The organism is Actinoplanes sp. NPDC049598 (genome assembly GCF_040675435.1).
Lineage (GTDB): Bacteria > Actinomycetota > Actinomycetes > Mycobacteriales > Micromonosporaceae > Actinoplanes.
Window position 1 is genome coordinate 966,708 of record NZ_JBFAOX010000001.1, and the last position, 19,662, is coordinate 986,369.

27 protein-coding genes are annotated in these 19,662 nt (G+C 71.6%); 12 read left to right on the plus strand and 15 right to left on the minus strand.

The window, feature by feature from the left end; genetic code table 11:
• Positions 1-181: 181 nt before the first annotated feature.
• The 6 genes from AB0J66_RS04770 to AB0J66_RS04795 all read right to left on the minus strand — a co-directional run bounded on the left by AB0J66_RS04770 (position 182) and on the right by AB0J66_RS04795 (position 6,049).
• Positions 182-1,198 carry a tyrosine-type recombinase/integrase gene (locus tag AB0J66_RS04770; protein ID WP_364655680.1) on the minus strand — a complete coding sequence of 339 codons (1,017 nt, stop codon included), beginning with the start codon at positions 1,196-1,198 and terminating at the stop codon, positions 182-184.
• 470 nt (positions 1,199-1,668) lie between these two features.
• The gene (locus AB0J66_RS04775; protein WP_364655681.1) at positions 1,669-2,517 is read right to left on the minus strand and encodes a sigma-70 family RNA polymerase sigma factor; all 849 of its coding nucleotides are present in this window, start codon (positions 2,515-2,517) and stop codon (positions 1,669-1,671) included.
• Positions 2,518-2,621: 104 nt separating this feature from the next.
• A complete protein-coding gene (locus AB0J66_RS04780) occupies positions 2,622-3,233 on the minus strand; it encodes a response regulator transcription factor (protein WP_364655683.1) in 612 nt (203 codons plus the stop codon).
• A complete protein-coding gene (locus AB0J66_RS04785) occupies positions 3,230-4,330 on the minus strand; it encodes a histidine kinase (RefSeq protein WP_364655684.1) in 1,101 nt (366 codons plus the stop codon). The genes AB0J66_RS04780 and AB0J66_RS04785 overlap by 4 nt, the downstream gene beginning before the upstream one ends.
• Positions 4,331-4,352: 22 nt before the next feature.
• Complete coding sequence (locus tag AB0J66_RS04790; RefSeq protein ID WP_364655686.1) at positions 4,353-5,126, minus strand: ABC transporter permease; 774 nt, start codon at positions 5,124-5,126, stop codon at positions 4,353-4,355.
• Complete coding sequence (locus AB0J66_RS04795) at positions 5,123-6,049, minus strand: ABC transporter ATP-binding protein (RefSeq protein ID WP_364655688.1); 927 nt, start codon at positions 6,047-6,049, stop codon at positions 5,123-5,125. Before AB0J66_RS04795 ends, AB0J66_RS04790 begins: the two co-directional genes overlap by 4 nt.
• Before the next feature lie 87 nt (positions 6,050-6,136).
• On the opposite strand from AB0J66_RS04795, the gene AB0J66_RS04800 reads away from it, so the two are divergent.
• The 5 genes from AB0J66_RS04800 to AB0J66_RS04820 are packed head-to-tail and all read left to right on the plus strand — an operon-like array spanning position 6,137 to position 8,995.
• Positions 6,137-6,661, plus strand: a complete 525-nt coding sequence (locus AB0J66_RS04800; RefSeq protein WP_364655689.1) for a 2'-5' RNA ligase family protein — start codon at positions 6,137-6,139, stop codon at positions 6,659-6,661.
• Between the two features lie 45 nt (positions 6,662-6,706).
• On the plus strand, positions 6,707-7,504 hold the full coding sequence (locus tag AB0J66_RS04805) for a class I SAM-dependent methyltransferase (protein ID WP_364655691.1): 798 nt from the start codon (positions 6,707-6,709) through the stop codon (positions 7,502-7,504).
• A 39-nt stretch (positions 7,505-7,543) separates the two neighbouring features.
• On the plus strand, positions 7,544-8,071 hold the full coding sequence (locus AB0J66_RS04810) for a hypothetical protein (RefSeq protein ID WP_364655693.1): 528 nt from the start codon (positions 7,544-7,546) through the stop codon (positions 8,069-8,071).
• Between the two features lie 8 nt (positions 8,072-8,079).
• A complete protein-coding gene (locus AB0J66_RS04815) occupies positions 8,080-8,613 on the plus strand; it encodes an alpha/beta hydrolase (protein WP_364655695.1) in 534 nt (177 codons plus the stop codon).
• A gap of 28 nt (positions 8,614-8,641) precedes the next feature.
• Complete coding sequence (locus AB0J66_RS04820) at positions 8,642-8,995, plus strand: DUF6204 family protein (protein ID WP_364655696.1); 354 nt, start codon at positions 8,642-8,644, stop codon at positions 8,993-8,995.
• A gap of 186 nt (positions 8,996-9,181) precedes the next feature.
• Here the strand turns inward: AB0J66_RS04820 and AB0J66_RS04825 are convergent, their stop codons facing one another.
• From AB0J66_RS04825 to AB0J66_RS04835, 3 genes are all read right to left on the minus strand, one after another.
• Positions 9,182-9,439, minus strand: a complete 258-nt coding sequence (locus AB0J66_RS04825; RefSeq protein WP_364655698.1) for a hypothetical protein — start codon at positions 9,437-9,439, stop codon at positions 9,182-9,184.
• 198 nt (positions 9,440-9,637) lie between these two features.
• Positions 9,638-9,817 (minus strand): hypothetical protein, encoded by a 180-nt coding sequence (locus AB0J66_RS04830; RefSeq protein WP_364655699.1) that lies wholly within the window; start codon positions 9,815-9,817, stop codon positions 9,638-9,640.
• A gap of 278 nt (positions 9,818-10,095) precedes the next feature.
• Positions 10,096-10,296: a hypothetical protein gene (locus AB0J66_RS04835; RefSeq protein WP_364655701.1), complete on the minus strand. Its 201-nt coding sequence runs from the start codon at positions 10,294-10,296 to the stop codon at positions 10,096-10,098.
• A gap of 187 nt (positions 10,297-10,483) precedes the next feature.
• On the opposite strand from AB0J66_RS04835, the gene AB0J66_RS04840 reads away from it, so the two are divergent.
• The 3 genes from AB0J66_RS04840 to AB0J66_RS04850 are packed head-to-tail and all read left to right on the plus strand — an operon-like array spanning position 10,484 to position 12,325.
• Entirely contained in the window at positions 10,484-11,005 is a 522-nt protein-coding gene (locus tag AB0J66_RS04840) for a hypothetical protein (RefSeq protein ID WP_364655703.1), read from the plus strand.
• 3 nt (positions 11,006-11,008) lie between these two features.
• Positions 11,009-11,509 (plus strand): GNAT family N-acetyltransferase, encoded by a 501-nt coding sequence (locus tag AB0J66_RS04845; RefSeq protein ID WP_364655705.1) that lies wholly within the window; start codon positions 11,009-11,011, stop codon positions 11,507-11,509.
• A 30-nt stretch (positions 11,510-11,539) separates the two neighbouring features.
• Positions 11,540-12,325, plus strand: coding sequence for a lysophospholipid acyltransferase family protein (locus tag AB0J66_RS04850; protein WP_364655707.1), 786 nt, complete (start codon positions 11,540-11,542; stop codon positions 12,323-12,325).
• On the opposite strand, the gene AB0J66_RS04855 is transcribed toward AB0J66_RS04850, so the two are convergent.
• Both AB0J66_RS04855 and AB0J66_RS04860 read right to left on the minus strand, forming a co-directional pair.
• Positions 12,308-12,988, minus strand: a complete 681-nt coding sequence (locus tag AB0J66_RS04855) for a hypothetical protein (protein WP_364655708.1) — start codon at positions 12,986-12,988, stop codon at positions 12,308-12,310. The two genes, AB0J66_RS04850 and AB0J66_RS04855, sit on opposite strands and share 18 nt — an antisense overlap.
• Positions 12,989-13,030: 42 nt before the next feature.
• Positions 13,031-13,753 (minus strand): VOC family protein, encoded by a 723-nt coding sequence (locus AB0J66_RS04860; protein WP_364655709.1) that lies wholly within the window; start codon positions 13,751-13,753, stop codon positions 13,031-13,033.
• Between the two features lie 60 nt (positions 13,754-13,813).
• Here AB0J66_RS04860 and AB0J66_RS04865 point away from each other — a divergent pair, with 60 nt between their 5' ends.
• Genes AB0J66_RS04865 through AB0J66_RS04875 form a run of 3 tightly spaced genes read left to right on the plus strand, consistent with a single transcriptional unit; the run spans position 13,814 to position 15,660 of the window.
• Positions 13,814-14,287, plus strand: coding sequence for a GNAT family N-acetyltransferase (locus tag AB0J66_RS04865; RefSeq protein WP_364655711.1), 474 nt, complete (start codon positions 13,814-13,816; stop codon positions 14,285-14,287).
• Positions 14,284-14,880, plus strand: coding sequence for a class I SAM-dependent methyltransferase (locus AB0J66_RS04870; protein ID WP_364655713.1), 597 nt, complete (start codon positions 14,284-14,286; stop codon positions 14,878-14,880). Before AB0J66_RS04865 ends, AB0J66_RS04870 begins: the two co-directional genes overlap by 4 nt.
• Positions 14,881-15,660, plus strand: a complete 780-nt coding sequence (locus AB0J66_RS04875) for a class I SAM-dependent methyltransferase (RefSeq protein ID WP_364655715.1) — start codon at positions 14,881-14,883, stop codon at positions 15,658-15,660.
• Here the strand turns inward: AB0J66_RS04875 and AB0J66_RS04880 are convergent.
• Positions 15,587-15,925, minus strand: a complete 339-nt coding sequence (locus AB0J66_RS04880; RefSeq protein ID WP_364655717.1) for an STAS domain-containing protein — start codon at positions 15,923-15,925, stop codon at positions 15,587-15,589. The genes AB0J66_RS04875 and AB0J66_RS04880 overlap by 74 nt on opposite strands.
• 90 nt (positions 15,926-16,015) lie before the next feature.
• Positions 16,016-16,675, minus strand: coding sequence for an MSMEG_1061 family FMN-dependent PPOX-type flavoprotein (locus AB0J66_RS04885; protein ID WP_364655719.1), 660 nt, complete (start codon positions 16,673-16,675; stop codon positions 16,016-16,018).
• Positions 16,676-17,844: 1,169 nt separating this feature from the next.
• Here AB0J66_RS04885 and AB0J66_RS04890 point away from each other — a divergent pair.
• Positions 17,845-18,801, plus strand: coding sequence for a tyrosine-type recombinase/integrase (locus AB0J66_RS04890; RefSeq protein ID WP_364655721.1), 957 nt, complete (start codon positions 17,845-17,847; stop codon positions 18,799-18,801).
• A 4-nt stretch (positions 18,802-18,805) separates the two neighbouring features.
• Here AB0J66_RS04890 and AB0J66_RS04895 read toward each other — a convergent pair whose 3' ends face one another.
• Together AB0J66_RS04895 and AB0J66_RS04900 are read right to left on the minus strand one after the other, a co-directional pair.
• Positions 18,806-19,228, minus strand: coding sequence for an organic hydroperoxide resistance protein (locus tag AB0J66_RS04895; RefSeq protein WP_364655723.1), 423 nt, complete (start codon positions 19,226-19,228; stop codon positions 18,806-18,808).
• Entirely contained in the window at positions 19,225-19,656 is a 432-nt protein-coding gene (locus AB0J66_RS04900; protein WP_364655725.1) for a MarR family transcriptional regulator, read from the minus strand. The genes AB0J66_RS04895 and AB0J66_RS04900 overlap by 4 nt, the downstream gene beginning before the upstream one ends.
• Between the last annotated feature and the right edge of the window lie 6 nt (positions 19,657-19,662).

The following is a 19,662-nucleotide window of genomic DNA, read 5'->3' on the forward strand; positions in this document are numbered from 1 at the left end:
CCATCACGCCGAGCACACCGAAACCGATTTATGCGACCGGTAGCTGGAAGACGGGCCGAGCGCGTCGATGAGACAGCGATAGCCGCTCTCGTCGCGCCCCGCACCACCCCCACGCGAGCCCCCACACCACGCCGCCGCCGCGAAACCGCAGGAGAATCGTTCTGGCAGAACCGTTTCAGGCTCACGCCCGGTCGGACGCGGTGTCACCGAAACGGCCGGCGAGCAGATAGGCGCCGTGATTGTCGAGCTGGTCGCGGCGCCGGTCGTAGCGGCGGGTGGTCCGCGGATCGGCGTGCCCGGCGAAGTCCTGAGCCCGGCGCAGGTCGCCGCCGGTGGCGTCGAGGATCTCGGTGATCGCGGTGTGGCGCAGCGAGTGCGGGCTCAGCGCGCCCGCCGCGGCCAGCCCGGCGCTGCGGGCCAGCCGGCGGATCAGCCGGTACACGAACAGCTCGTAGATCGGCCGGCCGGACGGGGTGAGGAACAGCGGTCCCCCGCCCGGGGCGCCGCGCTCGGCCAGCATCAGGTCGATGGCGTGCGACAGCACCGGCGGCAACGGGACCCGGCGGCGGCGCCCGCCCTTGACGGTCAGGTTGAGCACCCGGTGGCCACGGTCGCTGCCGAGGTCCTCGATCCGCGCTCCGATCGCCGAACCGACCCGCAACCCGGCAACCAGCAGCAACAGGATCAGCGCGTGCGTTGTCAGGGAATCGGCGCGGGCCTCGCCGAGCAGCCGGTCGGCTTCCGGGCGGTCGAGGCCGACGGTGCTGCTGTCGTCCGGGTCGATGCGCGGCCGCGCGGCGGCCTGGGCCGGGTTGTACGTGATCAGCGGCTCCGGGTCACCGGCGGTGTTGACGACCAGGTAGTCGTACCAGGACGCGACCGCGGACAGCCGGCGGGCGATGGTGGACTCGGCGGCGGGTCTGCCGCGGGCTCCGGTCGCGCGCTGCTCGACGATCCAGGCGTCGAGGTCGGCGGCCCGGGCGGTCAGCGGGTTGCGGCCGGTGGCCGCGCACCACTCACCCCACTGCCACAGATCCCGCCGGTACGCGGTGCGGGTGTGCGCAGAACGTTGCCGGCTTAGCCACATGTTGGTCAGTTCCCCGAGCCGGGTCGGTGCCGCCACCGCGATCGCGGGCGCCGCAGCCGAGCCTGTGGGAACTAGTTCACTGCCGACCGTGCTTTGTGGTCCGTCTGTCACGCCCAAACCCTACCTGACGGATAACGGTCATTATCTTACGCCACGCCATGGGCGGCTGAGCGTCGTTCGGATGGCGATCCGGATTATTGAATTACCAGTATTTGCAATCCAATAATTAGGGGACAGAGCTGCTGTGAGGGCGGTACGGCGCTGAGCCGGCCGGCTGAGGTCCGGTACCTGAAAGCGGCACGTAGTGAGACGGCAGCGAGGCCGAGGGAAGTGTCCGGCGATGCGCTGGATCTGCGGGAGGGTCCAGCGCCCAGAGCCCCGTCGCGGACTCTCCGTTGCGTCAGCTTCACGGCGCGGCACCATGAACGAGCCGCATGACGAACGATCTGCGCCGCCGCCGCCGCCACCGGCCGGCACGGCCGAGGCCGAACGGGTCAGGCAGTGGCACGCAGGCCCCGCGACGTGGTGCCGAACGCCTCAGGCAGCGGGCACGCAGGCCCCGCGACGTGGGGCCGAGCGCCTCAGGCGGCGGCGCGCAGGCCCTCGGTGGTGGTGGCGCGCAGGCGGGTGGTCATGGTGGAGCGGGCGCCGATCTGGGCGGCGTAGACGGCGCGGCGGCGGGCCACGGCGCCGCCGGCCGGGGCGGCGGGGGTGCTCTTGGCCTCCATGTGGGTGGTCAGGCCGTCCTTGAGCAGGGCGAGGGCCTCGGTGCGCAGCTGTGAGACGCGGGACTCGGTGACGCCGAGCTCGGCGGCGACCTCGGACAGGGGGCGCTCGCGCAGGAAGGAGGACTCGACGACCAGGCGCAGCCGCTCGGGCAGCACGGCCACGGCGTCGTGCAGGTAGCCGATGCGCTCGCGGTGCAGCAGCATCTCCTCGGGGTTGAGGGCGGCGTCGGTGATCATGTCGTCGGCGGTGCCGGCGGCGAAGCCCTGCAGGGAGAGCACGGCGGCGCGCTGCACGTCGTCGTCGAGGACGGCCAGTTCGCTGACGGCGACGCCGAGCAGGGTGGCCAGCTCGCTGTCGCTGGGGGTGCGGCCGAGCTGGGCGGTCAGTTCGGTGCGGGCCTGCTGGGCGCGGCGGGCCCGGGCCCGTACGGAGCGGCTGGCCCAGTCCATGCCGCGCAGCTCGTCGAGCAGGGCGCCGCGCACGCGGGCGGCGGCGAAGCGGCCGAACGGGATGCCGCGGGCCGGGTCGTACGCCTTGGCCGCGGTGGTCAGGGCGGCGTAGCCGGCCGAGGCGAGGTCGTCGCGGTGCACGTGGGCGGGCACCTTGAACAGCATTTCGCGGACCATGTGGCCGACCAGGGCCATGTTGTCGCGGATCAGGGTCTCCTGGGCGCGGGTGACGGCGATCGTGGTCGTGTTCATGGTGGTTCCCCCCTGTCGTTGCTGACGGGGTGAACTTTTTCGTCCGCCGGGTGCAGCCGGCGGTCACTTACGGTTGCCGTCCGGTTGCACCGGGAGGGGAATTCTCAAGTGAGCAGCCAGCCGTTCTCCACGGCCAGGCGGACGGCTTCGGCGCGGGTGCGGGCGCCGGTCTTGCCGATGGCCGCGGACAGGTGGTTGCGGACCGTGCCTTCGGACAGGTGCAGCTCGCGGGCGATGTCGGCCACGGTGCCGCCGTCGCGGGCGGCGCGCAGCACACCGGTCTCGCGGTCGGTCAGCGGCGAGTCGCCCTGGGCCAGGGACTGGGCGGCCAGGGCCGGGTCGACCACGCGCAGGCCGTCGTGCACGCGGCGGACCGCGTCGGCCAGCTGCCGGGCCGGGGTGTCCTTGACGATGAACCCGCTGGCCCCGGCGGCCATGGCGGCGCGCAGGTAGCCGGCCCGGCCGAAGGTGGTCACCATCAGCACCTTGATCTCGGGGCGGGCCTGGCGCAGGGCCCGGCCGGCGGCTATCCCGTCCAGGCCCGGCATCTCCACGTCGAGCAGGGCCACGTCGGGGTCGTGGGCCAGGGCGGCGGCGACCACCTCGTCGCCGCGGCCGACCTCGGCCACGACCTTCAGGTCGTTCTCCATGTCGAGCAGGGCCGCCATGGCCCCGCGGACGAGGGCCTGGTCGTCGGCGAGCAACAGCTTGATCATGTCGGTACCTCCACGCGGACCCGGAACCCCGGGTGATCGTCGTCGCGCGCGCCGGCGACGAAAGTGGCTCCGGCGGCCTCGGCGCGGCGCCGGAGCCCGGTCAGGCCCTGCCCGGGGGCGCAGGTGTTCACGAAGGCCCCGTCGTCGAGGATCTCGACGCTGCCGGGGCCGAGGCGGACCTGGGCGTGGGTGGCCCGGCTGTGCCGCACGATGTTGGTGACGGCCTCGCGGATGGTCCAGGCGAACAGCTCCCGGTTGCGGCTGGGCACCTCGTCGGCCACCCCGGGCAGCTCGGCCTCGACGTTGGCGGCGGCCAGGGCCTCGCGGGCGGCGGCGATCTCGCCGGGCAGCGAGATGCCGCGCATGCCCATCGCGGTGGCCCGCACGTCGGCCAGGGCGTCGCGGGAGAGCGCTTCGAGGTCGCGCAGCTCGGCCCGGGCCTTGTCCACGTCGACGTCGAGCAGCCGCTGGGCCAGCTCGGCCTTGACCGCGACCACGGTCAGCGAGTGCCCGAGGATGTCGTGCAGGTCGGCCGCGATGCGGGCCCGTTCGTTCTGCACGGCCAGTTCGGAGAGCTCGACCTGGGCGGCGAGCAGGCTCTTCTGCCGGTCGACGGCCAGGCGGATGCCGTAGGTGGCGGCGCAGCCGAGCAGCACGGCCAGCCCGTAGCCGTTGTCGCTCCAGCCCGGCACGAGCAGCGGCAAGGCCTCGGCCAGCACGAACAGGGCCCCGGCGAACGGCAGGGCCTGCTTGAGCGGCAGGCAGATGACCGCCAGGGCGGCCATGTAGACCAGGCAGGGCAGGGCGTGGTTGCCGGCGCCGGGGATCTGCAGGGCGAACAGGGCCAGCATGAGCGCGATGCCGAGCCACATGTCGAGCACGAACCGCGGCGGGGGCGGCTGCAGCCGGGACAGGCGGGCCCGGCTGGCCAGCACGGCGTAGCTCAGGGCGAAGGCCACCACGGCGACCAGCCCGGTCCAGCGCCACCACAGGTCGTCGGTGTCGAGCAGGGCTTTGACGTTCTCGCTGAGGTAGAACAGCCAGACAGCGGCGAAGACCGCACCGTAGCGGCGGGCGGCGGCCGGGGACGCTGTCATGGCTGTGAACCTACCGCCGCGCTCAGACCCGGGCGGTGTCACGCCGGAAGCGCCACATCGCCCCGGCCGCGAACAACGCCGTCCAGACGATCACGTTGAGCGCGGCCAGCCACAGGTTCCCGTCGTGGGTCAGCGGGTAGCGGGCCAGCTCACCGACGCCGTACACCGGGGTGAACTCGGCGATCGTGGCGAAGGTCGAGCCGAGCTGATCGACCGGCACGAACAGCCCACCGGCGAACGAGAGCACGGCCAGCACCGGGCCGAGGATCTGCATGACGTTCTCGCTGGGCAGCAGGTAGCCCATGAACAGGCCGAACGCGGCGAACACGAGCGCGCACACCCAGGCCAGCAGCCCGCACAGGATCCAGGCCGAGGCCGGCAGCTGCGCACCCGAGGCGGCGCCGACCGCGAACGCCACGACCACCGACACCGCGCCGATGATCATCGCGATGACGATCTTGGTGGCGATGTAGGCGTACGGCCGTAGCGGGGTCAGCCGCAGCTGCCGGCTCCACCCGGCGGCCCGCTCGACCGCGACCATCGCGCCGCCGCTGGTGGTCGACAGCATCGCCCCGTACACGGCCATGCTGATCAGCACGTAGCCGGTGAGGTTGCCGCCGCCGACGCGTTCGGTCTTGTAGTCGGCGCTGGTGCCGAAGAGCAGGAAGAACACCGCCGGGAAGACCAGCGTGAAGATCACCGTGCGTTTGTTGCGCAGCATCCGCCGCAACTCGAGCTTGATCATGCCGAGGGAGAAGCCGCCGAAGCGCGGCAGCGTGCGGGTCATGACGGTCATTTCGTCTCCTCGTCCGCGGTCAGCGCCAGGAAGGCGTCCTCCAGGTTGCGGCTGGTGATCTCCAGGTCCCGGGCCGCCGTACGGGTCAGCAGGTAGCGGGCGATCTCGTCGCTGTCGTTGCCGTGCAGCAGGACGGTCTCCCCGCGGACCTCGGCCCGGTCGACCCCGGCGATCGCGGTCAGGTCGGCCTCGATCGCGCCGGGCAGCGTCGCGCGGACCGTACGGCCCGAGGCCATGGCCTTGACCTCGGCCGCCGTGCCGTCGGCGACGATGCGGCCCCGGCGCACGAAGACCACCCGGTCCGCGTACGCGTCGGCCTCCTCCAGGTAGTGGGTGGCGAAGATGACCGTACGGCCGCGGTTGGTGTCCTCGCGGATCGCCGACCAGAACTCGTGCCGCCCGCCGACGTCCATGCCGGTCGTCGGCTCGTCGAGGATCAGCAGCTCCGGGTCGGGCAGCAGGGCCATGGCGAAACGCAGCCGCTGCTGCTGCCCGCCCGAGCACTTGCCGACCAGGCGCCCCGCGACCTCGGTGAGCCCGGCCCGCCGCAGCGCCGCCTCCGCGTCGGCGCGGGACCGGCCGAACAGCACCGCGGTCAGCCGCACGGTCTCCTCGACCGTGTAGTCCTTGAGCAGCGCCCCGGTCTGCATGACGGCCGAGACCAGGCCCAGCTGGACCGCCTCGTGCGGCGCCCGGCCGTACACGCGCACGCTGCCTTCGTTCGGCTGGGCCAGGCCCAGCAGCATGTCGACCGTGGTGGTCTTGCCGGCCCCGTTCGGGCCCAGCAGGGCGACCACCTCCCCGGGCCGGATCGTCAGGCTGACGCCGTCGACCGCGGTCACCGCGCCGAAACGCTTGATCACGCCGTCGAGCTCGACCGCGGCCGGCGCGGTCGTGATGTCGGGTGAAGCTGTGAGGGTCATGCCACCAATCCTCGGGCGCGCCGACCGCCGATCCGTGGGCCGAGCGTCATCACCCGTCCATGACATCCGTCAGGGCACACTGTCGCGATGGAACCCACCCACAGCGCCCTGATCCTGGCCGTCGGCGAGGCCGAACCGGTCGTGGCCGCCCACCGCGAACGCCTCGACACCGCCGCCGGCTGGGGCGTGCCCGCCCACGTGACCGTCCTCTACCCGTTCCTGGCGCCTGAGCGCATCGACGAGCACGTCCTGGCCGTGCTGACCCGCACGGCGGCGTCGGTGCCGGCCTTCTTCTGCGCCTTCGAGCGCATCGAATGGTTCGGTGACACGGTCGTCTGGCTCGCCCCCACGCCGGCCACGCCGATCGTCACCCTCACGGCGGCGCTCGCGGCCCGTTTCCCCGACAATCAGCCGTACGGCGGTGAGTTCACCGAGGTCGTTCCCCACCTCACGATCGGCCACGACCACCCCCGCCCCGTGCTCGAGGCCGCGGCCGCCGAGATCGCCGGGCACCTGCCGATCCACAGCCGCGTCGACGCGCTGCGGCTGATCGCCGGGCGCCCCGAGCCGGGCGGCACGTGGGCGACCCTGGCCGAGTTCCCCCTCGGCTGATATTTGCGTTGCCGCCCGGCTCACCCGGCGAGAAGGATCGAACGCATGCGGCCTGAAATCCTCGACTACTACGAGCTCGGCGGTGAGACCAACCGGCTCGACGCCGGCACCGGGCGCCTGGAGTTCCTGCGCACCTTCGACGTTCTCGACCGTGAGCTGCCGGCCCCACCGGCGGCCGTGCTCGACGTCGGCGGCGCCACCGGCGTCTACGCCGGTCCCCTGGCCCAGCGCGGCCACCCGGTGCACGTCATCGACCCGGTCCCGGCCCACGTCGCCGCGGCCGCCGCCCGCCCCGGCGTGACCGCCGCCGTCGGCGACGCCCGCGACCTGCCCGCCGGCGACGCCGGCGTCGACGCCGTGCTGCTGTTCGGCCCGCTCTACCACCTGCTCGACTACCACGAGCGGATCACCGCCTGGCGCGAGGCCCGCCGCGTCCTGCGCCCCGGCGGCGTCGTGATCGCCGCGACCATCACCCGGTACGCGTCGCTGTTCGACGGCTTCGTCAAGAACTACGCCCTCGACCCGCGGTTCCGGCCCCGTATCGACCGGGTCCTCGACGACGGCCGGCAGGAAGCGGTCGGGCAGCTCGGCGGCGGCTGGTTCACCAGCTCGTACCTGCACCACCCGAGCGAACCCCCGGCCGAGGCCCTCGCCGCCGGCCTGACCGTGCGCCGCGTCGTCGGCCTGGAAGGGCCGATGGCCATGACCGGGCCCCGCCTGCACGAGATCCTGGCCGACCCGGCCGAGACCGCCCTGATGCTCGAGATGCTGCGCACCGTGGAGGAGGAGCCGAGCCTGCTCGGGGTCAGCAACCACCTGCTCACCATCGCGGTGCGCCCCTGACGTGCGGGCCCGGCACCCGGTTGTGGCACACTCCCCGCCGTGGACGCTGGCGCCCTGATCGTCGCCGACGGCGGCGAGTTCTCCGGACTGCTGTTCGACAACCCGATCGTCGGCCTGCCACCGGCGCTGACGTGGACCCTGCGGGTCCCCTTCGGACCGGTCGGCGGCGACCCGGTCCTGCTCGAGATCGAGTGGCTGCCCGACACGGCGAAAAGCTGGCAGGACATGACCGGGCTCAGCGTGTCCAGCCCCGCGTTCGCCGACCCGGCCGAGGCCGTCGTGCACCACCACGGCCACCACCGCTACGACCGGGCCGACGTACGCGTGCTCGACCAGGACGGCCCGATCGCGCACTTCGAGGTCGCCCTCGCCGGGGACCTCGACGGGCTCGGCCCCGGCGAGATCACCTTCGGCGCCCGGCTACGGTTCACCGGCATCGCCGTCCAGCTCACCGGGGCCACCACCGCCGCCGAGGCGCTCGAGCGGCTCGGCGGGCACACCGACACCACCGGCTTGATCGAAATCGACGACCCGCGAGGCATCGCGTTCCGCTTCGCCCCCGGTTAGCGTGAACCATGGCCGACGCAGTGGTGATCCCCGGCGGGCGCTACGGCCCCGTCGCCGGCATGCTCGCCTACGCCGGCACCGTCCCCGAGAAACGCGGCGCCACCGCCCACGCCCACGAGTGGAGCACCACCCCACCTGCGCACCAGACCCCCGAGATAGAAGCGTGGGTACGCGACCAGATCACCCCGGTCCTCGACGCCCTGCCCGGCCCGGCCCTGCTCATCGGCAAGTCCCTGGGCAGCAACGCCGCCTGCGTCGCGGCCGACCGCGGCCTGCCCGCCGTCTGGCTCACCCCGCTGCTGCACCTGCCCTGGGTCGTCGCCGCCCTGCACCGCGCCACCGCCCCCTGCCTGCTGGTCGGCGGCACCGCCGACCAGAGCTGGGACTCGGCCACCGCCCACCGCCTGAGCCCCTACGTGCTGGAAGTCCCCACCGCCGACCACGGCATGTTCGTGCCCGGCCCGCTCACCGACTCCATCGCCGTGCTGGCCCGCATCGTCGTCGCCGTCGAGGACTTCCTCGACGAAATCCAGTGGCCCTGACCGGCGCCGCCCCGGATACTTCACGCTCATGAGCCGCACCATCAGGGTCACCGTGCGTGGCAGCTTCGACAACCTCAGCGCCGAGCAGCTGGCCGAGCTGACCGCCGCCCAGGCCGCCCACGACTTCCTGCACACCCAGTACACCCCCGAGGGCCACCTGACCTACGACCTGCCCGCCCGGCCGTTCTTCACGTTCCGCTTCGCCGAGCAGGCCGCCGACGACGCCGACATCCCGAAGGCCGCCGCCCGCGCCGAGGCCAAGGCCGCGGAGTGGATGCGGTCACGCGGCTACGCCATCAAGAAACTGACGTCACAGACCGTCGACGTGGCCGAGATCCCCCTGGGCAAGCGGGGTAAGCGCGAGGCCGCCCGCAAGGCCTGAGCTCAGAACAGCGGCAGCTCTTAGTCGAGGTCGACCCGCTCCCCGGTCCGGGCGCCCCGCACGACCGGGTGGCCGGAACCCGGCCTTTCCACGAGGGCTTCGATCGCCGGGCGGTGGACTGAGGAGCTGATGCAGGCCTTCGGAGACTTCAACAAGGGCCGCCTCGGCGTCATCCCGCACCCCTGATCAGTTCCCGTACTCCAGCCAGTAGATAGTCACGTTTCCAGCCTTGTTGGTGATGGTCACGCAGTCGAAGGCGGCCCAGCCCCAGTCCCGGACTCGTTTCTGACCCTCAGTGGAACAGCTGTCGAAGGTGTGGTAGTACCGGTCGGGGGGAAGCTCGATGTAGTCGTTGCGCGGGTCGGCCTGGGCCGGTCCGGCGACGAGCGCGCCGCCCAGCGACAGGCCGAGGCTGACGGTGAGGATGGTGGCCTTGGTAGCCATGGTCTTACCTTTCCTCCGGGTTTGTTCGGGCGAGCAAAGGGGACCACCTCCACCCGGTCCGCGTACGCGGAACGAGTCGTGACCGGCCTTTCGGTCCGGTGGCTCGCTCCGAGCGGCCGGACTTGCGGCGTTCGGCGGCGCCTCGGGCCGTTACGCGGTAGAAGCCCAGGCCGGGGTGGGGTGGGCCGCCCAACTGGGTCAGATGCGGTCGAGGTCGGCCCAGTCGCGGGAACCGTCCGACAAGTCGTCATACTCACGGGCGGTCTCGTCGACGACGCTGGCCCAGTCGGCGCCGACCCGGGTGACGCGTGGCTGCGTGCGGCGAATCGTCGCGGCCGGGATCTCGTAGCGGGGATCCTCCGGCGGTGCCGGCGCCACGGCGTCTTCGCCGTCGCCAGGGACTCGAGCACCTCGTTCCAGCGGCGGCAGTCCAGGTGCACGGTGGAGGTCCGGCCCGGCATGAATGAGATTTTCGTCAACCCTGGAGGGGTGACGACGCCATGCGGGTCAAGGGCCAGAATACTGCGGCAGCGGTCAGAACGATCGGTAGATGCCTTCACCGAAAACTGACGGCGGTGCCGTGTAGCGAAGCACCCGCATCGTGCTGTCGTAGCGGTCGTGAACCGAAAGGTCCTGCCACGCCAGGGGCGTTGCCGTCAGCGGCCAGAGACGACGAAGCTCGTCAGCCCGTGCCGGTCCTCCTCGGGGACGAGGAGCCGATAAGGCTGGGTCACGTTGAGGTTCACCACCACCTTGATCAGCCAGCGGGCCAGGACCTCCGCGGTGTCGGCCGCAATGGCGCCGGTACTCGTCGAGCCCAGCAGAACCCGCTGGGCGCCAGCGTCGAGGCTGCTCATCCACCCGTTGTTGCATGTGGCGCAGACCTGCCCGTTCACGTGACTGGACAGCGGACGAGTACCCCGCTCCGATACCACCGCGCCGGTTTCGAGCCATCCCGGCGATGCCGCGCACTGAGAGCAAGACCTGCCGGGCCGGGCCGTTGCGGCCTGCGTGGCGCAGAGCAGGGGGCCGCATACTGCAGGGGTGGCTCATGGCGTAGTGCTTCGACCCGACCCGGACACCTCGGACGCTCTCATCGCGCTGTCGCAGGCGATCGGGGGCAGCTCTGAGCCGATCATGTTGCTGGGGGCGCAGGCGCCGCCGCATGTGTCGGTGCTGCACTGGGGGGCCGATGACAGCCTGGCCGAGGTTATGGGGCTGGCCGGGCGGTACCGGGAGAACACCTTCGAGGTCAGGATCATCGGGCTGCTGTACGCGGTGATCCCGGCCGGCGACTACTACGTGCCGCAGGGTGGGCACTACTTCGGTCTGGAGATCGTGCGCCGGCCCGGGCTCGACGCGCTGCACCACGCGTTCCTGGAGCTCGCCGCGGATCCGCTGGGGCAGGTCGGTCCCGACTTCCGGCCGCACATCACCCTGGGCGTCACCGCCCGTCCACCGGTTCTGCCGCCGCTGTCCGAGGTGCCCACCGGCATCCTGAGCACCACCATGGCCGCCGGGCCGGTCGGGCCGTACGGCACGTTCCCGCAGCTCGCGGCGGTCTGAAGGGTGCTGACGGTCAGAAGGTTCCGCCCGGGTGACGCCGGGGTGGTGTGGGCGCTGAACGCGCTGCCGAACATCGGCCACACCGCCGACGCGGCCGTGCCGGTCCCGCTGCCACCGGCGTCCGAGCCGCCCGCCGCCTTTCCCGATCTGGCCGATGTCACCGCGAGCTTTCTGGATCGCGGCGGCGAGTTCCTGGTCGTGGAGCTGGACGGTCACGTCGTCGGCATGGGCGGCTACCGGCCGGACCCGGACGGCAGCGCGCAGATGCTGCGGGTGCGGGTGCATCCGGCGACGCGGCGCCGGGGGATCGGGCGGGCCCTGATGGCCGGGCTGGAGGCGCGGGCGGCGCGCGGCGGGCTGACCGCGGCCCGGCTCGACACGGCGGCCAACCAGCCGGAGGCCATGGCGTTCTACCAGGCCCTGGGTTATCGCGAGACCGGCCGGGAACGCCGGCCGGACTGGACGTGGACGCTGGTGTACTACGTAAAGGCGCTCGCCGGCTGATCACGGAGCCGTGCGAGTATTACCGGCCTGATGGACAGCTCATCCTCACCGCGGGTTCCGCTCATGTGGCGGTTCATGCTCGTGCTCGCGCGCATCGTCGTCGTTCCGCTATGCCGGCTGCGGGTGGTCGGGACCGTGCCCGCGCACCTGCGGGGGCGGCCGCTGATCCTGGCCGCCAACCATGTCAGCCCGTTCGACCCGATCGTGATGACCGCCGCCTGCCACAAGGCCGGCATCGCCCCGCGGATCATGGCCACCGGAGGGCTGTTCGACGCGCCCATCGCCGGGGCGGCCATGCGCGCGGCCGGGCACCTGCGTGTCGACCGGCAGACCGCCCGCGTCGCCGACGCCCTGCCGGCGGCCACCCGGGCCCTGCTCGACGGGGCGATGGTCTTCGTCTACCCGGAGGGCCGCATCGGGCTGGACCCGTGGATGTGGCCCGAGCGCGGCAAGACCGGCGTCGCCCGGATGGCCTTCGCGGCCGGCGCCCCCGTGCTGCCGGTCGCCCAGTGGGGCGCGCACGCCGTGCTGCCCTACACCACCCCCGAACACCTGCTGCGCTCGCTGCTGCGGGCCATGCGGCACCGCCCGGTCGTGCACGTCCGCTTCGGCGACACCCCCGTCGACCTCAGCGGCGTCACCGGCACGCCGGGCGCCCGCGCCATGCAGGCCACCCGCCTGATCATGGACGGCATCCACGACACCCTGGCCGGCCTGCGCCCGGACGAGATGCAGACGCCGCACCACGTCGATGCGACCCGCCCACCGGACAGCTCCCGCGTGCGGCCGCGCCGCGACTCAGCCGGCCTCTCCTAACTCGGCCAGCCGCGCCTCCACCTCGGCCAGCTGCTCCCGCAGCCGCTGCGCCTGCGCCTCGGCCTCGGCCCGCTCGGCCGACAGGATCTGCTCCACCGCCTCCTGCACCCCCGGCACGTCGACCAGCGACACCATCCGCAGCGCCTCGGCCGGGCGGATCACGTACGGCTTGGCCAGCGCCTTGGACCCCTGGTTGGCGGCGACCGTCCACTCGCCTTCCGCGTAGGCCAGCGTCACCGTCAGACCGGGCGCCGGTTTCGCCTTGGCCGGCCGGGCCGCGGCCTTCTTCGCCGGCGGCGCGGGCGAGGGCGTCTCCTCGACCGGCTTGCGCGGCGCCGGCGGCTTGTCGAGCACGAACTCCGGGCCCGCCGGCACCGGATCGGGCTCCGGCGCCGGAGCGGGCGCCGCCTTCCTGGCCGCCGCCCCGCGCGGGGCCACCCGCAGGTCGGCGGGGGAGAACGGCAACTCGTCCTTGCCGAAGCGCACCACCACGAACTCGTCGGAGACCGCCGGATCCTCCAGGCCCACCACCTGCCCGATCTGACCCGCGATCTGCCCGGCCGACTCCGTGAACTGCACCCGCGGCTTACGCCCCGCGGCCAGAGCCTCCCGGAACGCCTGCAGCTCCTCCGGGCTCAGCCCCGCCTGCGCCGTCGCCACCATCTCTCGACCCCACCTCTTCGAACGTTTGTTTGAACAGTTCTATCAGGCCCCTCCGACACTTTCGGCGACGACACCCGGGGCCCGCCCGGTCACGCAGTACGCCCGCCCCACCGGATCCCGCAACGTCGTCCACTGACCCGGCACCCGCCGCACCACCGCCGCGCCCAGACCCACATGCCGGGCCACCTCCGCGTCCACGTCGTCACAGGCCAGATCCACGTGCAGACCCGCCACCGGCGACCCGACCCGCTGCACCAGCAACTTCAGCGGCATCCCGGCCCCGCGCCGCAGATGCTCGAACTCCGGGCGGTCCGAAGGCCGCCGCGGCCAGCCCGTCAGCGCCGCCCAGAAGCCGATCTCCGCCTCGAACAGCGCCACCGGCACGTCCACACACAACTGATCCACCACACTGCGCTGCCCACCCGGCCAGGCCACCGGCGCCGGGACCCGCACCTCGCCGAGCCACCGCACCAGGCAGAACACGACACCGGCGGGGGAGCGCAGCACCACCAGATCCCCCTCGTCCAGCACCACCGACGCCCCCAGCCCGACTGCCTCGGCCGCCGCGCCCGGCACCTCATCGACGTGCAGATCCAGATGCGTACGCGGGGGAGCGTCCCGCAGAACCTGCACCCGCAGGTACGCATCGCCGTCCCGCGGCACCAGCGTCGCGAAGTCCCCGCGCCGCGCCGACAACCGCGTACCCGTCACCGCCAGCCAGAACGGCTCCGCCACCCGCGACGGCGCATCCAGAAACCCCGTCACCCACCGCACCCGCACCCGCGCCACCCCCACAGCACCCGCCGAACCCGGAACAATACGGCCATGCACATCCGCCCGGCCGCCCCCGCCGACATCCCCGCCATCGTCACCGTCGGGCACAAGACCTGGCCCCGGACGTACGCCTTCGCCGGTCCCGACTACATCCGGCACGGCCTCGACACCTGGTGGTCCCCGCAAGCCGTCGAACGCAGCCTCACCACCACCTCCGTGCTCATCGCCGACCACCACGGCGCCATCGTCGGCACCGGCAACCTCGACCTGCGCGGCGACACCCCCACCATCTGGAAGCTCTACGTGCTGCCCGAAGCCCAAGGCGCCGGCGCCGGGCACGCCCTGCTCACCGCCCTGCTCGAGCTCGCCGGCGGCCGGCCCGTGCAACTGGAGTACACCGACGGCAACCACCGCGCCGCCCGCTTCTACACCGCCCACGGCTTCCGCGAACTGCGCCGCACCCCCGGCGAGCAGCCCGGATGGCCCGACACCGTCTGGCTCACCACCGCAAAGGAGCAGCCATGACCGACGCCGCCCACTACGACGCCCTCTACACCGCCCCCGAGCGCCCACCCTGGGAGATCGGCCGCACCCAGCCCGCCCTCGACGACATCCTGGCCGGCGAGATCCACGGCCGTACCGTCCTCGACCTCGGCTGCGGCACCGGCGAACTCGCCCTCACCCTGGCCCGCCGCGGCTACGACGTCACCGGCATCGACATCTCACCGGTCGCCATCGACCAGGCCCGCGCCAGGACCGCCGGCCTCACCGCCCACTTCGAGGTCCAGGACGCCACCACCCTGAACCTGCCCGGCCAGTACGACACCCTCATCGACTGCGGCCTGCTGCACAACCTGCACCGCGCCGGCGGCACCCACGCCGCCGACTACCTCGCCCGGCTCCCCGACCTGGCCGCGCCCGGCGCCGCCCTGTTCCTGCTCGCCGTCGCGCTCGAACCCGGCCAGGACTGGGGACTGACCGAGGACTACCTGTACGCCGCCTTCCCCGAACCCCCGTGGACCGGCACCCGCATCGAGCGCACCCGCATCCACGCCGAAGCGGCCGGACAACACCTGCGCCTGCCCGCCCTTCTCCTGCGTACCGCCAAGGTCTCTTAAATGCCTTTGATCCGCTACGACGACACCGACGCGCGCGCCTTCGCCGCCACCCGCCACCTCGACAGCGGCGCCCTCGACGGCTGGCGGGCCGCCATCGAACGCCACGCGCGCCCGCAGCGCCTGCTCGACCTCGGCGCCGGCACCGGCAGCTGGACCCGCGCCTTCCGCACCTGGTGGCCCGACGCCGAGATCACCGCCGTCGAGCCGTCACCGGCCATGCGCGCCGAAGCGGGCCAGCCCATGCTGGCCGGTCACGCCGCCGACATCCCCCTGCCCGACGCCGGCGTCGACACCGTCTGGATCTCCACCGTCATCCACCACATCCCCGACCTGCCCGCCGCGGCGGGGGAGATCCACCGGATCCTGCGGCCCGGCGGGCGCGTGCTGATCCGCTCGGTGTTCCGCGGCCGCCACCACGGCGTCACCCTGTTCCGCTACTTCCCGCAAGCCGTCGCCGCGCTCGAGCGCTACCCCCGCGTCACCGACGTCCAAGACGCTTTCAACAGCTTCACCACCACCGCCCTCGACACCGTCCCGCAGCAGACCGCCACCTCACTCACCGAGGTCGCCGACACGCTGCGCCGCGAGGCCCACACCCCACTTCAACTGATCACCGACCAGGCGTACGCCGAGGGCGCCGCCCGGCTCCGACAAGCCGCCCGAGACGCGCAGGGACCGGTCATCGACCACCTCGACCTGCTGGTGCTCAGCTCGGCTGCAGCAGACCAGCCGGATCCAGAACATCGAGAACGCGCCGCACCACGCCCTGCGCGCCCGTGACCCGAAAACCGATCGAGCGCCGGCCGGCGGCGACATAGCCGCCGAACAGCTCACCGACCGAAACCGCGTCGATGAACGTCACGGCTGACAGGTCGACCACCACGAACGCCGCGAGCCCACCGGAGACGACGCCGTGCACCGCCGCATGAAGATCATCGCGGGCGCCGACATCGAACTCTCCGCTCAGGCACACAGTCGCGACCGTCCGCCCGTCAGCACCGGGGACGACCGGCGGGCAGACGATGGCGTAGTAGGTGTCCGTCACAACTGTTGTCTATCAGCAAATATTGAACGGCACACCAACCATTCGGCAGCAATTCGAACACGTGTTCCCTCGACTGCGCTCCGTAGCCCACTACTCGTACCGGTACTTCAGCGCATCCCGCTCCGTCTGCTCGATCTCCGCAATCGTCAACCCCGGCAACCGCAACTGAGCCAACGTCACCTCCGCCGACGACGGCTGCGCATCCACCGCCAGCCACTGATCCGGCTTCCACGCCGCACCCCGCAGAAACGCCTTCGGACAGTGCGGATAAACCTCCTCAACACCTACCACCAGCGCACTCGCCGGCGGCTTACCCACCGGCGTCAACTGCGCCAACAACTCCGGCCGCGTCGACACACACGCCCGCCCATTGACCCGCAACGTCGTCGGCCGCCCCGGAATGACGAACAACAACGCCGCCCGGCCGGTCGCGACGACGTTCTGCAGCGAATCCAGCCGCTTGTTACCCGTCGCATCCGGCAAAGCCACCGTCCGCGAATCCAGCACACTGACAAAGCCCGCCGGACCACCACGGGGGGAGAGGTCACAATTGCCCGCGGCATCCACACTGGCCACGAAAACCAGCGACGCACACCCGATCAGGCGGCGCGTCTGCTCAGTGAGCTCGGACATCTGCTTGCGCACGGCCCCATCGTTGGGCATCTCGTACACCCGGCGCAGCGCGTCCTGATCAGCGACCGCGTCCACCCGCAGCGCGTCGAAGGCCGTGGCAGCAACAACTGAATCCATACACCGACCCTAATGGAGCAACGCGCCCGGCCGGGGACGCGCATCTTCTCGGCCGCCGCTTCAGCCTTGCCTCGCCGCCTACGCGGCGGGAGCCGGCATGTCCGAATAGTCGCGGTGGCCGGATTTCGAACGGGGGAGTAGGGCCGGGAATCGAGCGCGGGACCATTCCCTGCACAGGACTGCGCCGCCGCGAGTGATCAACAGGGGGTGGCAGCCATAAAGTGGCACAGGTGGTGCCCGGTCTGACGGGGACGCTGGCATCCGCCGATGGTGGTGAGCACCGCACGAAGGTCGCGGCGAGCCGGCCGAGGCGCTGCGGGCGCGTATAGCTGACCGACCAGCCGGATGCGCACGAGGCGGTAGCGCAATCGAACGCGATCGTCGCCGCCGGACATCGAGCGTCAAGCTGCGCACGTGAGTTGGTAGCGCGTGACGTCGACGTGTCGCCGGCTGACGCAAGCCGTCGTTGTCGCCCATGCCGGCCGAACAGCGCCTGGAGGCGGGCAAATGACGCTCAACCAGGCCCGTTTCCATCGACGATATCCCCGGTCGTTAATCGACATTATGTCAAGTAAGCGGAAATCCAGGGGTCGGGAGCAGCGGTACAAGATCGATGCCCTCGCCCCTGCCGGATGTTGCAGCCAGGACTTGTGGCAGGAGCGGGATTCACCGTTCCGACACGGTCTCCACAGCGAACCGGCGGCCTCGCAGCTGACAGCGCAACGGCCGATCTTCAGCAGCGGCAACTCCGGCACGAGCGGTCGAACCTCGACGCAAGTCGGGCCCTGAAGCTGGCCCGAGGCCGGCAGGCATGATCCCGCGTTTTCAAGCGTGCTCCAGAACGCACTGAGAAGCCCCGGCAGCAATCCCGCCCCGCAGCGCACGCGTCGCCGCCGGTGCCCGACCGCCTCTGAGCAAGCTTTGGAACGTGCTTGAACGCCCGCCGGACGCGCCCCGATCGCCGACGGCGGTCCACCCTCCCCAGGGGGCCGCCCCGGGTCCATTCTCCCGCCGACGCACTTGATCAGGTTCGGTTGGCCGGGCGCGCTGTGGACGACTTGCGCGCTGTGGACAGTCAGCGGAAACCGGTTATCTGTGCACATGCCGCCACGCAAAGCGCCGGATGACCGGTATCGACGCATTCGTCCATATCATGTATATTATCCCTTATGCATCCTAACCAGGATTATCCGGTCAAAGACCTCATCGAGGACTTCCTGGCGGCGCGGGCGACCCGAAAGCCCTCGGTTCACACCCTCCAGGCGTACCGCCGGGATCTTGGTTCGATCGTCACCCTGATCGCCGATGAGGGAGTCACTCTCAGTGACCTCTCCCCCAGGATGCTGCGGATCGCCTTTGCGAAGTTCGCCGGTGAGCGCGCGCCGGCCTCGGTAGCTCGGGCCTGGTCCTCCTGGAACGCGTTCTTCACCTTCTTGGTGACCGAGCAGGTGGTGGCCGGCAATCCGATGTCGGCGGTGGACAAGCCGCGGTTGGCGGCGCACTCCCCCAAGCCGTTGCGGGGTGAGGACACGCCGGAGCAGCTGCTCGATGCGGTGAGCCGGGCCGATGAGCGGCAGCGGGATCCGTGGCCGGAGCGGGATCTGGTGGTGCTGGCGCTGGCTCTGTGTGCGGGGTTGCGGTTGTCGGAGTTGCTGGCGTTGCGGATCGGGTCGGTGCTGGGGCGGCCGGGTGAGCGGCGGGTGGAGGTGGCCGGTAAGGGTGGGCGGCCGCGCAGTGTGCCGATCGAGCCGGAGTTGGATGCGGTGGTGGATCGGTATGTGGACAGCCGGCGGGTGCGGTTCGGGCGGGCCGATGCGGATGAGCCGATGCTGGTGGATCGGCGGGGGCGGCCGTTGCAGCGTGGTGGGCTGCAGTATCTGGTGCAGTCGTGTTACAGGCGGGCGGGGATCAATGATCGGGTGCCGCGGGGTGCGCAGTTGCATGCGTTGCGGCATACGTTCGCTACGCGGCTGGCGGAGGACGGGGCGAACGCGTCGGAGATCATGCGCCTGTTGGGGCATGCGTCGTTGGCGACGTCGCAGAACTACATCGAGGTGACGGCGGCGCAGCAGCGCGCGGCGGTGCGGGCGAATCGCACCAACCGCGCGCTGCGGGGTCTGGCCTGAAAGCCTAGGCGAGGTTGAGGGTGACCTCGATGTTGCCGCGGGTGGCGTTGGAGTAGGGGCACACCTGGTGGGCGGCTTCGAGCAGGGCGCGGGCCTCGTCTTCGGAGAAGCCGGGGATTTCGGCTTCGATGGTGACGTTGAGGACGAAGCCGGTGCCGTCGGGTTTGGGGCCCACGCCGACGTCGATGGTGATGGCGGTGTCGGTGAGGGTGACTTTCTGGTTGCGGGCGACGGCTTTGAGGGCGCTGTGGAAGCAGGCGGCGTAGCCGGCGGCGAATAGTTGCTCGGGGTTGGTGAGGGCGCCGCCGGGGCCGCCCATCTCCTTGGGGACGGCGAGGTCGAAGTCGAGGACGCCGTCGCTGGAGCGGACGTGTCCGTTGCGGCCGTCGCCGGTGGCGGTGGCGGAGGCGGTGTAGATGGCGGTCATGCGGTTCCTTTCATCGAGCGGACTTTGCCGAGCAGTTGGTGGAGCTGGATGAATTCGTCTTCGGTGAGGTCGACGGCGCAGGCGACCTGGGCGGGCAGGTCGGCCATGGTGGTGCGCAGGGCGTGGCCGGAGTCGGTGAGGTCGACGATGACGGTGCGTTCGTCGTGGGTGCCGCGGGTGCGGCGGACGTGGCCCTGGGTTTCGAGGCGTTTGAGCAGGGGCGAGAGGGTGCCGCTGTCGAGGTCGAGGATTTTGCCGAGGTCGCGGACGGTGGTGGGGCCGCGGTGCCACAGGACGCGCAGGGCGAGGTATTGGGGGTAGGTCAGGCCGTGGGCGTCGAGGGTGGGCCGGTAGACGGCGGTCATCGCGCGGCTGGCGGCGTAGAGCTGGAAGCACACCATCTGCTCGAGTCCGGTGGGTTCGACCATGGTCAG